Raw genomic sequence first — 15,224 nt, 5'->3', positions numbered from 1 at the left:
AGCGACGCTACCGCACGTCGGACGGCAGCTCGTCCGGATCGTGGCCGGGCCGCGCCGTGTCGGCCTCGTGCTCCGGCATCGATCCGAGCCGCGCGATCAGCCGGCGGATCGTCGCGCCGGCCGCGTCGGCGTCCGCGGCGATGTGGTTGAAGCGGGCGGAGGTGCCGGCCCGGCGGTGCGTGCCGCTGGCCGCCATCCGGCGGCTGAGCTCGGACTTCTCCTCCAGGGCGCGCAGGGCCATCCAGAGCGCGCCCTCGAGCGCGAGGGCCTGCTCGTCCAGCAGGCTCTCGGGCGACCAGGCGTGCCCGACCCGGCACCGGTAGCGCGGCATCGGCCCGTCATCGATCTGGAACAGCCCGCCGCCGCAGGCCGGGCAGCCGAAACCGGCCGGCGGCGCGATCTCGTCGGTGGTGGTGCCGGCGAGGTCGGCCATCGCGACCTCCTGGTCGAGCAGGACGTCGGCGGGCAGCTCCGGGCCGGTGGGCAAGGGCATGGCGGTCATCTCCGCGAGCAGGCCACCGAGCTTGGCGGCGGGGGCGACATGCCCCGTCGGGGCCAGGGCGAGGGCCGCGAGGGGCATCGACGAGTACAGCGCGTCGGCCGGATCCTGCACCACCGCCGCCCCGCCGCGGGCGACCACGCTGGCCAGGCCGGCGGCTCCGTCGTCGCGGGAACCGGACAGGACCACCCCGATCCCGCGGTTCCCGGCGGCGCGGGCGACCGAGCGGAAGAGCGGATCGATCGCCGGCCGGTGCCCGTTCTCGGCCGGGCCGTGCGACAGCCGCAGGTGGCCGTCGAGCAGCAGCAGGTGGTGGTCGTTGGGAGCGACGTACACGCGTCCCGGCCGCAGCGGCTCGCCGTCGACCGCGGCCGCGGCCGGCAGTGGGCCGCTGCGGTTGAGGATGGTCGGCAGGGCGCTGGGGGAGTCCCGGGGCAGGTGCAGCACGACCAGCACCGCGGCGGGGAAGTCCGGGGGCAGCCCGGCGACCAGCGCACGCAACGACTCGACACCGCCGGCGGAGGCGCCGACCGCGACCACGTCACGAAATCTGACTGTCACCCCGCCGCTCCCGCTGTCAGATGGGTCCACACCACCTTACCGTCGGAGACCGGCAGCACCCCCCACGCGTCGGTCAGCTCGCGGACCAGGTGCAGGCCGCGGCCCCCGGCGTCGTTCACCCCCGGGTCCTTCGGCCGGGGCAGCCGCCGGCTGCCGTCGCGGACCGTCAGGCACACCCGCCCGTCGCGCAGCCCGACGGTGAACTCCATGGTGGTGTGCGCGTGCCGGACCACGTTGGCCACCAGCTCCGTGGCGACCAGCGCGGCAGTGCCGGCCAGCTCGTTGAGGTGCCACGCGGCGCAGGTCTGGGTCACCAGCTGGCGTACCTGCCGGCAGGCGTCGGGGACCGGCCGGAGCCGGACCCGGATCCGCCGCGGTTCGGGCTCGGCCTTGGTGCCGGCCAGCGCCTCGGCGCAGCTCGTCGCGGTGCTGACCGCGGCGCAGTCCGGCCAGGCGGCGATGGCCTTCGCCGTCTCGGGTCCGGCGCCGCAGAGCACGATGGGCACGGCCGGCCAGTCGACCGTCCGGCACACCACCGCACTCAGCACGTCCAGCGCCGCGGGGTCGGGGATCTCGAGGGCGGACACGTCGATGAGCAGCGCCTCGGGCTGCGCGGACAGCGCATGGCCGACCGCGTGCTCCAGCGCCTCCCTCGTCATCGCGTCCAGCACGCCGCTGACCCGCAGGATCGCCACCGGGAGGTGCTGCTCCGGCCGGCAGACCAGCTGGCTCGTCATCCGCCCCCCTCTTCCGACGCGCCGTATCCGTCACGTCGTCTGCGCTAGGTGCCCGCCGAGCCTGCGGCGCAAACGCGCGAGAGGCGTCACACCGCGACGGCGGCCCCGTTGCGTACCTTCTCGTAGAGGCCGGCGTAGGCCGCGGCCATCACCGCGGGGGTGAACCGGCGGGCCGCCTCCTCCCGGCAGGCGCCCTCGGCGACGGTGCCGGCGGCGGCCACCAGCTCGCCCAGCTCCTCCTCGTCGGTGGTGAGCAGGCCGGTGCGGCCGTGCTCGATCAGCTCCGGCAGGCAGCCGCGGGCGATGCCGATCACCGGGGTGCCCAGCGCGAGCGACTCGACGACCGCCGTGCCGCCGGGCTCCTCCCAGCGCAGCGGGAACAGCGCCGCCCGCGCGCCCGCGACCAGGTCGTCGCGGTCCGACCCGGTCACCGTGCCGACCCAGCGGACCCGCCGGCCGTCGACGTGCGGGGCCACCTGCTCGCGCCAGAACCGCACGTCGGGGTTCTGCGCCGCCGCCGGCCCGGCCGCGGCCAGATCCTCGGGACGGTGGTACGGCCCGACGGGCCCGGCCAGCACCAGGTCGAAGCCGGTCTGCTGGGCCAGCCGGGCCGCGAGGTCCTGGCCCTTGCCGGGGTTGATCCGGCCGAGCACCACCGCGTAGTCGCCCTTGGCGACGGGTGCGCGCCGGTCGGCGCCGTCCGCCAGGGGCGTGGCCAGGTGCACGTGGCCCACCGCGTGCGCGCGCAGGGCCGCGGGGGCGTGGCTGAGCTGGTTCGCCGAGACGCCGTTGACCCGGACCCGGTCGCCGCCGTCGAAGGTGCCGTACAGCTCGGGGTGCTTGGCCAGGTCCCAGTGCAGGGTGTGCAGGCCCGGCGGCGAGTCCGGGCCGAGCGCCGCCAGGGTGGCCAGCCCGGCCGCCTCGACGTGGTCGTGCACCAGGTCGATGTCGCCCTCGGCCAGCCGGCGCCGCACGGCGTGCAGGTGGGCCGGCACGACCCCGCACGCCTGGTTGTACGGCCGCTGGATCTGCGCGAACTGGCCGGTGGCGAACACCGACACCTGCTCGTCCACGGCCAGCGTGCTCTCCGCGACGGTGGCCAGCACCACCTGGACGCCGAGCCGGCGCAGCTCGGGCACCAGGGTGGCGACGACGTTCTCGATCCCGCCGTAGCCCAGCGGGGGCACGGGCAGCCACGGGCCCGCGTTCATCAGGACCTTCATGCGACTCGTACCGATCGGCGGGCCAGCGTGCGCAGCGGGGGCCGTTCGGTCACGCCCACGTCGTTGAGCACGATCTCCCGGTCCAGGTGGGGCAGGTTGTCCGCGCCGCCGCGGCGGAACTGGGTGAGCAGCGTCGAGGGCGGCAGTGGGTCGGTGACCAGGCCCCGCCGGTGCAGCCGGGACCAGGCGGTCACCATGATCTGGGCCGACATCCGGCCCAGCGCCTCGGTGCCCTGGTGGCGGTGGAAGCGCTCGCCGAGGTCGACCTGGGCCAGCGCGTCCAGGCCGACCAGATCGAGCAGGTCGATCAGCATCGCGATCTCCACGCCGTAGCCGGAGACGAACGGGATCCGCTCGAGGGTGCGGCGCCGGCCCGCGTACTCGCCGGCTAGGGGCTGGACCACCCCGGCCAGGTCGGGCCAGAACAGGTTGATCAGCGGGCGGGCGGCGAGCTCGGTGACCCGGCCGCCGCCGTCGGTCTCGACGCCGGTCTTGCCGACCAGCGGCCGGTGGTAGAAGCCCTTGACGAACTCGACCGAGGGATCGGTGAGCAGCGGGCCGAGCAGCCCGGTGACGAAGTGCGGGGAGAAGTCGCGCAGGTCGCCGTCGACGAAGGCGACCACGTCACCGGTGCTGGCGGCGAGGCCGGCCCAGAGCGCGTCGCCCTTGCCCTCCATCCGGGGCAGACCGCGGGTCACGTCGTCCTGGTGCACCACGCGGGCGCCGGCGTTGCGCGCGACGATCGCGGTGGCGTCGCTCGACCGGGAGTCGACGACCAGGATCTCGTCGACCAGCGGCACCTGTACGCAGAGGTGCTGGTGGATGGTCGACACGATCGCGCCGACCGTGGCCTCCTCGTTGCGCGCCGGAATCACCACGCTGACGCGGGTGCCCCGCTTCGCGCGAGCCAGCTCCCGGGATGTCCATTGTGTGGCGTTTCCGGTGCGGTAGGCCGCCCAGGCCTCGACGATGGGCGACGCGGTCGGTGCCATGGTGCTGTCCGCATGCCGCATGGGCACACCCCCCAGTTCTTCAGCGAAGCGCGCAACTTTCCCAGCAATGGCGGCTGTCAATCTTGACGTGAGGTAACAGCTGGATGTCGCGGAGCTGCGGAAAGACCTGACGTTTCGGTTCTGTCGTGTCGGAGAAGTCGGGGGCGCAATAGCCTGTCGACGATCGGGGAGGGCCTGATGGCCGGTACGAGAGTGGGAATGATCGGCGCGGGTGGGGTGGCGCAGCGCCACGCCAGAGTGCTGTCCGAACTACCGGGAGTACAGGTGGTGGGCGTGACGGACGTCGTTGCGGCGGCGGCGCAGAGCCTCGCCGACGCGCACGGCGCACAGGCGTACCCCGATGTCGAGGCGCTCCTGGGCGCCGGTCTGGACGCGGCCTACGTGTGCGTTCCCCCGTTTGCCCACGGCGCCGCCGAGCGTGCGGTGATAGCGGCGGATCTTCCGCTTTTCGTGGAAAAGCCCATTTCCCTTGATTGGGATACCGCGCTGGAAATCGCCGGCCTCGCTGCGAAGAGTAATGTATTGACCGCGGTCGGTCACCATTGGCGGTATCTCGGCATCGTGGAGCAGGCACGCGCCCTGCTCGCCGACCGTCCGGTCCGGCTGGTCAGCGGCGCCTGGCTGGACAAGGTGCCCCCGGTCGCCTGGTGGCCGCACCGCGACCGCTCCGGCGGCCCGGTCGTCGAGCAGGCCGCCCACGTGCTCGACCTGGCCCGGCACCTGGCCGGCGAGATCACCGAGGTGACGGCGGTCGGCAACGGCATGCCGCCACCGGTCGAGGGGGCCGATGTGGACGGCGCCACCGCCGCGACCCTGCGCTTCGCCGGCGGCGCGGTGGGCACCCTCGCCGCGACCTGCGTGCTGGGCTGGAAGGAGCGCGCCGGCCTGGAGATCTACGCCGACGGGCTGGCCCTCGCGCTGACCGAGACCGGGCTGGTGGTGCGCGACGCCGACGGCCCGCGCACCGTCGACAGCGACCCGGAGAGCGCGCGCATCGCCGTGGACCGGGCGTTCATCGACGCGGTCCGGGGCGACGGCGACGACATCCGGGTGCCGTACGCCGAGGCGCTGCGTACCCATGCCGTCGCTCTGGCCGTCGCCGAGGCCGCGGCCACCGGCCGCGCCGTCACCCCGCGCACCGCGGAGGCCCCGAATGCCTGACAGCACTGTCACCGACCGCAACATCATCGTGGCCGCGCCCGGCCGGCTGGAGATCGCCGAGGAGCCGGTGGCGCCGCTCGCCGCCGGGCAGTTCCGGGTGGCGACGCTGTTCAGCGGCGTGTCGGCCGGCACCGAGCTGAGCTACGTCAAGGGCACCAACCCCGCCCTGCACCACGGGTTCGACCCGGTGCTCGGCCTGTTCGGCGGCCCCGTCGAGCAGCCCTTCCCGGTCACCCGGCTCGGCTACATGGAGGTCGCCCGGGTCGAGCAGAGCCGCACCCCGGCCGTCGCGGAGGGCACGGTCGTCGCGATGACCTACGGCCACCGCACCGGCTACACCGGCGACCCGCTGCGCGACCGGGTGGTGCCGCTGCCCGCCGGCCTCGACCCGCTGCTGGGCATCTACGTCGCCCACATGGGACCGATCTGCGCCAACGGCCTGCTGCACGCCGCGGCGGACCTGCACGGCACCGGGGTACGCGGGCTGGGCGACGGCGTGACCGGACGCCGGGTCGTGGTCACCGGCGCCGGAGTGGTCGGCCTGCTCACCGCCCTGTTCGCCCGGGCCCACGGCGCCGCCTCCGTGGTCGTGGTCGACCCGACCGCCCAGCGCCGCGCCGTCGCCGAGGCGCTCGGCCTGCAGACCCTGGACCCGGACGACGGCGACCCGGCGGTGACGCTCAAGACCGCCTGGCGGCACGCCGCCGACGACCGCGGCGCCGACGTCGTGTTCCAGTGCCGCGGCCAGGCCTCGGCGCTGCAGCTGGCGCTGCGGCTGCTGCGCCCCCAGGGCACGGTCGTCGACCTGGCCTTCTACCAGGGCGGAGCGGAAGAGGTACGGCTCGGCGAGGAGTTCCACCACAACGGGCTCGGGCTGCGCTGCGCCCAGATCGGCCGGGTCCCCCGCGGCCTCGCGGCGACCTGGGACCGCGAACGCCTCTCCGCCGCCACGATCGACCTGCTGCGCGCCGACGGCGACCTGATCCGCAAGCACCTGGTCTCGGCCGTGGTGCCGTTCGCCGACGCGCCGGGGTTCCTCCACGACCTGGCGGCCCGCCGCCGGCAGGAGCTGCAGGCGGTGCTGGCCTGCTGAGAGCGTGCTGAGCGACACAGCCCGGCGCGGGCGGGCCGCGGATACGCTCGGCCCATGGCCGCGCGGAGGGTGGGACTGCCGGCACTGCTGCCGTACCTCCGCGAGCATCGCGGCACGCTGGCCGTGGTGGGTGGCCTCTCCCTGGTCACCGCGGGCGCCGCGCTGGTGCAGCCGGTCCTGGTCCGCTCGGTGCTCGACGGCATCGGCGCGGGCCGGCCGATCGGCGCGGCGGTGGCCCTGCTCATCGCCCTGCTGCTGACCGGCGCGGCGCTCAACGGCGCGCGGGACTACCTGCTCCAGCGCACCGCCGAGGGGCTGGTGCTGACCACCCGCCGCCGGCTCGCCCGGCACCTGCTGCGGTTGCCCATCGCGGAGTACGACCGCCGCCGCACCGGCGACCTGCTCTCCCGGGTGGGCGCCGACACCACGCTGCTGCGCGCGGTGGTCACCTCCGGGCTGTTCGAGATCGTCACGGGCACGGTCATGGTGATCGGCGCGACCGTCGCCATGGCCGTGCTCGACCCGCTGCTGCTGGCCGTCGCCCTGTGCGGGCTGGCCGTGGGCATGGGCGTCGCGATCACGGTCTCCCGCCGGGTGCGCGGCCTGTCCGAGCAGGCCCAGGCCCGCCTGGGCGAGATGACCTCGGCGGTCGAGCGGGCCATCTCGGCGGCGCGCACCATCCGGGCCAGCGGCGCCGAGGAGCGCGAGGCCGCGACCGTCACCCGCAGCGCCACGGAGGCGTACCAGGCGGGCATGCGGGTGGCCCGGCTGCGCGCGCTGATCGGGCCGGCCTCGGCCGCGGCCACCCAGGGCGCGTTCCTGCTGGTGCTCGGGGTGGGCGGGGCCCGGGTCGCGGCGGGGGCGATCAGCGTCGGCGACCTGGTGGCCTTCGTGCTGTTCCTCTTCTTCCTGGTGCTGCCGCTGGGGCAGGCGCTCAACGCGTACACCCAGCTGCAGACCGGGCTCGGCGCGCTGCAGCGCATCGAGGAGGTCCTGGACCTGCCGTCGGAGACGGCCGGCGACCGCCCGGCGCCGGCCGCGCCCGACCGGGACGGGGAACCGGCGGTGGTCCTGGAGCACGTCAGCTTCGGCTATCCGAACGGCACGCCGGTGCTGCACGACGTCTCCTTCACCGTGCCGGCCGGCAGCCGCGTCGCGCTGGTCGGCCCGTCCGGCGCGGGCAAGTCGACCGTGCTCGCCCTGATCGAGCGCTTCTACGAGACCACCTCGGGCGCCGTCCGGGTCGGCGGCGCCGACATCCGGCAGCTGCCGCGCGACGCGCTGCGCGCCCGGCTCGGGTACGTCGAGCAGGAGGCCCCGGTGCTGGCCGGCACGCTGCGCGACAACCTGCTGCTGACCGCGCCGGGCGCCGACGACCGGCGGTTGCTGGACGCCCTGGAGCAGGTCAACCTCGGCGCGCTGGCCACCCGTACGCCCGACGGACTGGACGTGCAGGTCGGCGAGGGCGGGGTGCTGCTCTCCGGCGGCGAGCGGCAGCGGCTGGCGATCGCCCGGACCCTGCTGGCCGACACCCCGATCCTGCTGCTGGACGAGCCGACCAGCAATCTCGACGCCCGCAACGAGGCGGCCCTGCGCGAGGCGATCGCGGCCGCCAGTCTCCGGCGGACCCTGATCGTGGTGGCCCACCGGCTCAGCACGGTGGTCGACAGCGACCAGATCGTGGTGCTGGAGGCCGGCCGGGTCGTCGCCGTCGGCCCGCACGAGCAGCTGCTGGAGACCAGCCCGCTCTACCGCGAGCTCGCGACCCACCAGTTGCTGGTCGCCTGAGCGCGGCGAAACCGGTGGGAGTCGGCACCAAGTCCCCAGCAAAGTGAAGTACCGTAACCGCCCATGGGTGTGTCGCAGCGGTTCAAGAACCGGTTCCGTAAGTTCCTGCAGCGTCCGGGCACCACGGTCGATCTGGCGCCGCTGGAGAAGCGGCTGCCGGAGATCGAAGCCCGTGAGGAGGCGCTGCGCGAGCTCGACGACGCGGCGCTGACCGAGGCCGCCGCCGCGGCCGAGGACTACACCGAGATCTGCGCGGTCGGCCGCGAGGCCGCCTGGCGCGCGCTCGAGCAGCGGCCCTACGACGTGCAGCTGGTCGGTGCGATGGCGCTGCTCTCCGGCAAGGTCGCCGAGATGGCCACCGGTGAGGGCAAGACGCTGACCGCGACCATCGCCGCGTACGGCCACGTGCGCCGGGGCAACGGCCCGGTGCACGTGCTCACCGTCAACGACTACCTGGCCCGCCGCGACGCCACCTGGATGGAGCCGGTCTACCGGCTGCTCGGCCTCACGGTCGGCTGGGTCACCGAGACCTCCACCCGCGAGGAGCGCCGCGCCGCCTACGCCGCCGACGTCACCTACGTCTCGGTCAGCGAGGCCGGCTTCGACTACCTGCGCGACCAGCTGGTCACCGACATCGAGGACAGGGTGCAGCGCAAGCTGGCCACCTGCATCGTCGACGAGGCCGACTCCATCCTCATCGACGAGGCCCGGGTGCCGATGGTGCTGGCCGGCAGCATCGCCACCGAGAGCGACCCGGTGCACGAGGCCGCCGCGCTGGTCCGCGACCTGCGCGCGGGCAAGGACTACGAGGTGGCCGAGGACGGCCGCAGCGTGGCGTTCACCAACGCCGGCCTGGAGGCGCTGGAGAAGAAGATGGGCATCGACCTGTACGCCGACGACCAGGTCGAGCACCTGTCCGCGGTGAACGTGGCGCTGCACGCCCGGGCCCTGCTGCGCCGCGACGTCGACTACATCGTCCGCGACGGCACGGTCGAGCTGATCGACGAGATGCGCGGCCGGGTCGCCCAGCGCCGCCGCTGGCCCGACGGCCTGCAGGCGGCCGTGGAGGCCAAGGAGGGCCTGAGCGCCACGGCCGAGGGCGAGGTCCTCGACACCATCACCGTGCAGGCCTACATCGCGCTGTACGAGACGGTCTGCGGCATGACCGCCACCGCGGTGCACGTCGGCGAGCAGCTGCGCGAGTACTTCAAGCTCGAGGTCGCGGTCATCCCGTCGAACACGCCGAACATCCGCGAGGACGAGCCCGACCGGATCTACTCCGCGCACGACATGCGCGACGAGGCCCTGGTCGAGGAGATCAAGATCGCCCACGACAAGGGGCGGCCGGTGCTCATCGGCACCCTCGACGTGAAGGCCTCCGAGCTGCTGGCCAAGCAGCTCGCCGCCGCCGGTGTGCCGAGCAACGTGCTCAACGCCAAGAACGACGACGAGGAGGCGGCGATCATCGCCGAGGCCGGCGCGCTGGGCGCGGTCACCGTCTCCACCCAGATGGCCGGCCGGGGCGTCGACATCCGGCTGGGCGGCAGCGACGGCAAGGACGCCGAGAAGGTGGCCGAGCTGGGCGGCCTGTACGTCATCGGCAGCGGCCGGCACGACAGCCGCCGCGTCGACGACCAGCTGCGCGGCCGCGCCGGCCGGCAGGGCGACCCGGGCGGCTCGGTCTTCTTCGTCAGCCTCGAGGACGACCTGATCACCCGGCACGCCGGCGACATCCTGCCGTCCTCGCCGCGGATGGACATGGACGGCGTCGTGCACGACGAGCAGGTGGAGTACGCGGTCGAGCACGCCCAGCGGGTCGCCGAGGGCGTCAACCACGAGATCCACCGCAACACCTGGCGCTACAGCGTGGTGATCGAGGAGCAGCGGCTGGCCCTGGCCCAGCGCCGGGAGCGGCTGCTCACCTCCGAGGTCGCCGCGATCATGCTGCTCGAGCGGTCGCCGGAGAAGGCCAAGGAGACCGACGAGGACGTGCTGTCCGAGGCGGCCCGCTCGATCGCGCTGTACCACCTGGACCGGCTCTGGGCCGAGCACCTGGCCGAGCTCTCCGAGGTCCGCGAGGGCGTGCACCTGCGGGCGCTGGGCAAGCTGGACCCGCTCGACGAGTTCCACCGGGCCGCGGTGCCGGCGTTCCAGAAGGTCTTCACCGAGATCGAGGCGCGCACGATCGCCACCTTCGAGGAGCTCGACCTCAGCGACGGCTACCAGCCGGAGAACGCGGAGATCGTGCGCCCCAGCGCCACCTGGACGTACCTGGTGCACGACAACCCGTTCGGCTCCGAGCTGGACCGCCTCATCGCGGCCGTCGGCCGCCGCCTCACCTCGGGCAGCTAGCCGGGTCGCGCTCAGGCGTGCGGGACGCCCGCGCGGTGGGCGGCGAGGATGTCGCCGCCGAAGTCGCCGTGCGGGCGGCGCAGCACGCTGTGCGCGTGGTTGCCGTCGTCGGTGGTGTTGTCGAACTCGATGAGCAGGTCGTCGGCCTGGATCCGGTAGTAGTGCCGGGTGCCGGGGCCGGGCGGGCCCTCCCAGGCGAAGTGCACGTCGCCGCCGGCCGGGTCGAGCGCGGCGGCCAGCTCGTCCGGCAGCCGGCCCAGGTGGACCGCGACGAGCTGGTCGAGCAGGGCCCGTTCGCCCGGGCGCAGGTCGGCGCGGGCGATCCCGGCCGGGGACAGCCGGGTGCTGACCGGCCCGGTGGCCGAGCGGATGTCGTACGGGGCCTCGTCGGCGACCACCACACGGCGCCGTGCCGCGGCCGGCAGCGACCGCAGCAGCTCGTGGCCGAGGTCCTCCTCGACGGCCAGCGGGCGCAGCACCGTGCGGCCGGCGGTGTCCACCCGGGCCGGGTTCGCCCCGAGGAACACCGGCGCGGGGGAGACCCGGTCGCCGGCCACGGTCATGCTGACCGACAGGTGGTGGCCCTCGAACCGCCAGCCCCACGCGTCCTCGCCCGGCGACCCGAAGACGATCACCCGGTAGTCCTCGCTGTGCCGGCCGCGGGCCCACCCCTCCCGCCGGTCCAGGATCTCCTCGAGCGCCAGCACCGTCATGGCCTGGGCGTACGCGGGCGGGCTGAGCGCGGTGGCGAGCAGCCGGTGCGCCGCCTTGCGGGCGGTGACGCCGAGGTCGGCCAGGCTGAGGCCGGGCCGGGGCCGGGGCCGGTACTCGATCCAGCGGCGTGCGGTGTCGTCGCCGAACGGGGCCGCGGCGCGCGCCCCCTCCGCGGTGGCGAGCAGGGCGGCAGCGGCGTTGCGCATCTCACCGGCGAGCGTCACGGTCATTCCCCTCGCAGCAGTGCGGCCATCTCCGGCAGGTCGAAGAACGCGGCCGTCTCGGTCGCCGAGGGGCTGCCGCCCGCCGGGTCGGCGCCCGCGGCCAGCAGCGTGCGGACGCTGTCGGCGTTCTTGCGGAAGACGGCCGCGGCGAGCGCGGTCTGGCCCCGGTCGTTGACCCGCCCCGGGTCGGCGCCGTGCTCGAGCAGCGCGGCGACGGTGTGCGGGTGGTTGTGGTACGCCGCCAGGATCAGCAGCGTGTCGCCCTTGTCGTTGGTCAGGTTGGCCGGCAGCCCTCCGGAGAGTTGCCCGGCCAGCTCCTCGGTGGACCCCGACCGCGCCAGGTCGAACATCCGGTGCGCGAACGCGATCGTTTCGGCATCCCATTCCTCGGGCATGCCGACCAGCCTACGGTGCTAATGTCTGGCGCACATTATCCGGGGGTGAGCGGTGACCGACGGGGTCTACGTGGGCCGGGCCGGTCCGGACGGCGCGGCCAACCAGGGCTGGCTGCTCGGCCATTTCATGCCCAAGGGTGAGCTGTTGCACAGCACCGACGTCGAGGTGAAGTGGGGCGTGCATCCGCCCGGCGACCGGCGCGCGGCCTGGGCCACCGGCGAGGTCCGCACGGCGCTGCTGGTGCTGATCCGCGGCGCGTTCGACATCGAGCTGCGCGACCGTACGGTGCTGCTGCGCGAGCCCGGCGACTATGTCGTGTGGGGACCCGGCGAGGACCACTCCTGGCAGGCCGGCGCCGTCGAGACGGTGGTCCTGACGGTGCGCTGGCCCTCGCTGCCGGGCTGGCGCCTGCCGGTGGGGCCGTGATCCCGCACCCGTGAACTTTCGCCATTTGCCGCTCGTCGACAAACCGTTGCCAGCCGTTAGGGTAATCGCATTCCCGGTGCGGGAAAACACGATGCATCCAACGGTTATGGAACGAGTTTCCCACAGTGTGGATGCCGCCTTGACCCGGCAACCGCGCGGCCGGAAACATCGACCGCGGTTTAAGCGCGCATTAATTTCGTGCCCGTTGTCGGGCCCGGCCTTTTCATTCTTCGACGCAGGAGGATTCATGGCGGTCACCGCCCTGGCGGCACGCACGGGACGACATGCGAAAGGATCGGGCCGGCTGGCCGCGATCCGCCGCGTCACTCCCACCGCCGCGCCCCCTGCCGCGCTCACCATCACGCTCAACATCCCGCTGACCGGGGACACCCTGCCGCCGCAGGCGCACCGGCTCATCGAGGCGGTGCGCGAGCTGGTCGAGGCCGGTCAGGGCTCGGTGGCCGTCGAGGGGCCGGCCGCCCAGCCCCCGGCCGAAGCGGCCCCGCCGCCCGCCGACGGCACCGTCGAGGTGCGGCTGCTGACCGCGTCCCGCCAGGTGCTGGTCGACGGCGAGCTGCTGCCGCTGACCCGGCTCGAGTTCGACCTGCTGCTGTTCCTGGCCGACCACCCGCGCCGGGTGTTCAGCCGCACCCAGCTGCTCACCGCGGTCTGGGGCTACGAGCACACCGGGGAGCGCACGGTCGACGTGCACGTGCGCCGCCTGCGGGTCAAGATGGGCAACCAGCTGCCGCTGATCACCACGGTCTACGGCGTGGGCTACCGGCTGGCCGACGAGGCCCGGATCGTGGTGCTGCCGCACGACTAGACTGGCTCCGGTGCGCGTGCGTCCGGTGTCGACCGAGGTCCTGCTCGAGGAGCTCGCCGACCGGCTGGCCCGCACCGGGACGCCCGGGCGGCTGCGGGTCGCCGTCGACGGCGCCGCCGCCGCGGATCCCGGTGCCCTGGCGGACGCGCTCGTCGATCCGCTGCGGGTGCGGGGCCGCCCGGCCGTCCGGGTCCGCACCGACGACTTCCTCCGGCCCGCGTCCGTGCGCCTGGAGTTCGGCCGGACCAACCCCGACTCGTTCTACCTCGGCTGGCTGGACGAGGCCGGCCTGCGCCGGGAGGTGCTCGACCCGGCCGGCCCCGGCGGCAGCGGGCGCATCGTGACCCGGCTCTGGGACGCCGGCGCCGACCGGGCCACCCGGGAGCCGTACACCGAGCTGCCCGGCGACGCGGTGGTGATCGTGAGCGGGCCGCTGCTGCTCGGCGGCGGGTTGCCGTTCGACGTCACCGTCCACCTGCACCTGACGCCCGCCGCCCTGCGCCGCCGCACCGAGCCGGGGCAGCAGTGGACCCTGCAGGCCTTCGACCGGTACGGCGAGGAGGTCGATCCGGCCTCCTTCGCCGACGTCGTGGTGCGGCTGGACGACCCGCGGCGGCCCGCGCTGGTCCTCCTACAGGAGTGAATGCCCCCGCCTGAGCTGCGACGCGAAAGCCGGATCCCGCAGTCCGTGGCGGTAGCGAGCACTGACAGTTATGCTGCGGTTACTTTTTTGCGAGGGACCCGTTTGGGATCTTCGGCGGTGGGTATCTGCGGGCTCCACGGTGTGACGCCAGGGCCGGCGCGGGGGACGTCCACCGGCAGGGGCAGAGGGAAGGGCAGGGGGAGCACATGCTCGTCAACAGCGCGGTCATCACGGGTAAAGGTGCCGACACCGCCAAGGGGCGCTCGATCGGCGAGATCGAGCAGATCCGGGAGCTGCTGCGCACCCGGTTCGACGATCTGACGGCCGAGTACGAGGAAGCCGTCGCCGAGAACCAGAAGCTGCGACTGGTCGAGATCGGCGACGCCGCCGGCGACGACCAGGCGGACAGTGGATCCAAGACCGCGGAACGCGACGCGGCGTCGTCGCTCATCCGCACTCTGCTCGACCGGCGGACGCAGGCGGAACACGCCATGCAGCGCCTGGAGGACGGCACGTACGGCAACTGCGAGGGCTGCTCGAAGCCGATCCCGGTGGAGCGGCTCGCCGTCTTCCCGTCGGCGACCTCGTGCGTGGCCTGCAAGTCCAACCGCGAACGGCGCGCGGGCTGAACCAGGCTCGATCCGGTCCGTCGCCCGCACGCGGGCGGCGGACCGGCCGTATCGGGGCTACCTTGACGTGATGGGCGAGATCCTCGTCGGCACCGCCTCGTGGACCGACAAGACGCTGCTGGCGTCCGGGTGGTATCCGCCGGCCGCGGACACCCCGGAGAAGCGGCTGGGGTACTACGCGAAGCAGTTCCCCATCGTCGAGGTCGACTCCACCTACTACGGGCCGCCGGCCGAGCAGACCACGGCGTTGTGGGCGCAGCGCACCCCGGACGGCTTCACCTTCAACATCAAGGCGTTCAGCCTGCTGACCGGGCACCCCAGCAAGGTGTCGGCGATCTACAAGGACCTGCGGCCGGAGACGGACAAGAAGAACGTCTACCCCGCCGACCTGCCGCCGCAGGCGTACGAGGAGATCTGGAGCCGCTTCCTGAGCGCGCTGGACCCGCTCGTGGCGGCCGGCAAGCTGGGCGCGCTGCTGTTCCAGTTCCCGCCCTGGTGGGGCATCCGCCGCGACCACAAGGACTACCTGCGCGAGGTGGCGGCGCGCTGCAAGCCGCTGCGGCCGGTCTTCGAGTTCCGCAACGCCTCCTGGTTCGACGGCGACAACGCCGAGGAGACGCTGGAGTTCCTGCGCCGGCACGAGCTGCCGCTGGTCTGCGTCGACATGCCGCAGGGCCACAAGTCGTCGGTGCCGCCGGTGGTGGCCGCCACCGCCGACCTGGCGGTGGTGCGCTTCCACGGCCACAGCGACAAGTGGACCAGCAAGGACATCCACGAGAAGTTCGGCTACGAGTACTCCACGGCCGAGCTGCGCGAGTGGGCGCCCAGGCTGCGGGCGCTGGCCGCCGAGGCCGCGACCACGCACGTCTTCATGAACAACTGCTACTCCGACTACGCCCAGCGCAACGCGTCCACGCTGATCGAGCTGCTCGACTAGAT

15 protein-coding genes are annotated in these 15,224 nt (G+C 73.8%); 9 read left to right on the top strand and 6 right to left on the bottom strand.

Annotated elements, in window-relative coordinates; genetic code table 11:
• Window positions 1-7: 7 nt before the first annotated feature.
• The 4 genes from Ani05nite_RS39475 to Ani05nite_RS39460 form a co-directional block, all read right to left on the bottom strand.
• Window positions 8-1,060, bottom strand: coding sequence for a chemotaxis protein CheB (locus tag Ani05nite_RS39475; protein ID WP_203777103.1), 1,053 nt, complete (start codon window positions 1,058-1,060; stop codon window positions 8-10).
• Window positions 1,057-1,797: an ATP-binding protein gene (locus Ani05nite_RS39470; RefSeq protein ID WP_203777101.1), complete on the bottom strand. Its 741-nt coding sequence runs from the start codon at window positions 1,795-1,797 to the stop codon at window positions 1,057-1,059. The genes Ani05nite_RS39475 and Ani05nite_RS39470 overlap by 4 nt, the downstream gene beginning before the upstream one ends.
• Window positions 1,798-1,883: 86 nt before the next feature.
• A complete protein-coding gene (locus Ani05nite_RS39465) occupies window positions 1,884-3,008 on the bottom strand; it encodes a glycosyltransferase (protein ID WP_203777099.1) in 1,125 nt (374 codons plus the stop codon).
• Window positions 3,009-3,016: 8 nt separating this feature from the next.
• Entirely contained in the window at window positions 3,017-4,033 is a 1,017-nt protein-coding gene (locus Ani05nite_RS39460) for a glucosyl-3-phosphoglycerate synthase (protein ID WP_203777097.1), read from the bottom strand.
• A gap of 177 nt (window positions 4,034-4,210) precedes the next feature.
• Between Ani05nite_RS39460 and Ani05nite_RS42060 the strand changes: the two genes are divergently transcribed.
• The 4 genes from Ani05nite_RS42060 to secA2 all read left to right on the top strand — a co-directional run bounded on the left by Ani05nite_RS42060 (window position 4,211) and on the right by secA2 (window position 10,427).
• Window positions 4,211-5,194, top strand: a complete 984-nt coding sequence (locus Ani05nite_RS42060) for a Gfo/Idh/MocA family protein (RefSeq protein ID WP_203777095.1) — start codon at window positions 4,211-4,213, stop codon at window positions 5,192-5,194.
• Window positions 5,187-6,287, top strand: coding sequence for a zinc-dependent alcohol dehydrogenase (locus tag Ani05nite_RS39450; RefSeq protein ID WP_203777093.1), 1,101 nt, complete (start codon window positions 5,187-5,189; stop codon window positions 6,285-6,287). Before Ani05nite_RS42060 ends, Ani05nite_RS39450 begins: the two co-directional genes overlap by 8 nt.
• Before the next feature lie 54 nt (window positions 6,288-6,341).
• Window positions 6,342-8,075, top strand: a complete 1,734-nt coding sequence (locus tag Ani05nite_RS39445; RefSeq protein WP_203777091.1) for an ABC transporter ATP-binding protein — start codon at window positions 6,342-6,344, stop codon at window positions 8,073-8,075.
• A gap of 63 nt (window positions 8,076-8,138) precedes the next feature.
• On the top strand, window positions 8,139-10,427 hold the full coding sequence (gene secA2 / locus Ani05nite_RS39440) for an accessory Sec system translocase SecA2 (protein WP_203777089.1): 2,289 nt from the start codon (window positions 8,139-8,141) through the stop codon (window positions 10,425-10,427).
• Between the two features lie 11 nt (window positions 10,428-10,438).
• On the opposite strand, the gene Ani05nite_RS39435 is transcribed toward secA2, so the two are convergent.
• Both Ani05nite_RS39435 and Ani05nite_RS39430 read right to left on the bottom strand, forming a co-directional pair.
• Entirely contained in the window at window positions 10,439-11,371 is a 933-nt protein-coding gene (locus tag Ani05nite_RS39435; protein WP_203777087.1) for a DUF3500 domain-containing protein, read from the bottom strand.
• Complete coding sequence (locus Ani05nite_RS39430; RefSeq protein ID WP_203777085.1) at window positions 11,368-11,760, bottom strand: ankyrin repeat domain-containing protein; 393 nt, start codon at window positions 11,758-11,760, stop codon at window positions 11,368-11,370. The genes Ani05nite_RS39435 and Ani05nite_RS39430 overlap by 4 nt, the downstream gene beginning before the upstream one ends.
• A 52-nt stretch (window positions 11,761-11,812) precedes the next feature.
• Here Ani05nite_RS39430 and Ani05nite_RS39425 point away from each other — a divergent pair, with 52 nt between their 5' ends.
• The 5 genes from Ani05nite_RS39425 to Ani05nite_RS39405 all read left to right on the top strand — a co-directional run bounded on the left by Ani05nite_RS39425 (window position 11,813) and on the right by Ani05nite_RS39405 (window position 15,222).
• Window positions 11,813-12,187: a signal peptidase I gene (locus Ani05nite_RS39425; protein ID WP_203777083.1), complete on the top strand. Its 375-nt coding sequence runs from the start codon at window positions 11,813-11,815 to the stop codon at window positions 12,185-12,187.
• A 247-nt stretch (window positions 12,188-12,434) separates the two neighbouring features.
• The gene (locus Ani05nite_RS39420) at window positions 12,435-13,013 is read left to right on the top strand and encodes a winged helix-turn-helix domain-containing protein (protein WP_203777081.1); all 579 of its coding nucleotides are present in this window, start codon (window positions 12,435-12,437) and stop codon (window positions 13,011-13,013) included.
• Window positions 13,014-13,023: 10 nt separating this feature from the next.
• The gene (locus Ani05nite_RS39415) at window positions 13,024-13,656 is read left to right on the top strand and encodes a nucleoside/nucleotide kinase family protein (protein WP_203777079.1); all 633 of its coding nucleotides are present in this window, start codon (window positions 13,024-13,026) and stop codon (window positions 13,654-13,656) included.
• Window positions 13,657-13,862: 206 nt separating this feature from the next.
• The gene (locus Ani05nite_RS39410; protein ID WP_203777077.1) at window positions 13,863-14,285 is read left to right on the top strand and encodes a TraR/DksA family transcriptional regulator; all 423 of its coding nucleotides are present in this window, start codon (window positions 13,863-13,865) and stop codon (window positions 14,283-14,285) included.
• 70 nt (window positions 14,286-14,355) lie between these two features.
• Window positions 14,356-15,222, top strand: a complete 867-nt coding sequence (locus Ani05nite_RS39405; protein ID WP_203777074.1) for a DUF72 domain-containing protein — start codon at window positions 14,356-14,358, stop codon at window positions 15,220-15,222.
• Window positions 15,223-15,224 lie beyond the last annotated feature (2 nt).

It is taken from the genome of Actinoplanes nipponensis, assembly GCF_016862275.1.
Lineage (GTDB): Bacteria > Actinomycetota > Actinomycetes > Mycobacteriales > Micromonosporaceae > Actinoplanes > Actinoplanes nipponensis.
This window is presented reverse-complemented; position numbering and strand designations above follow the sequence as displayed.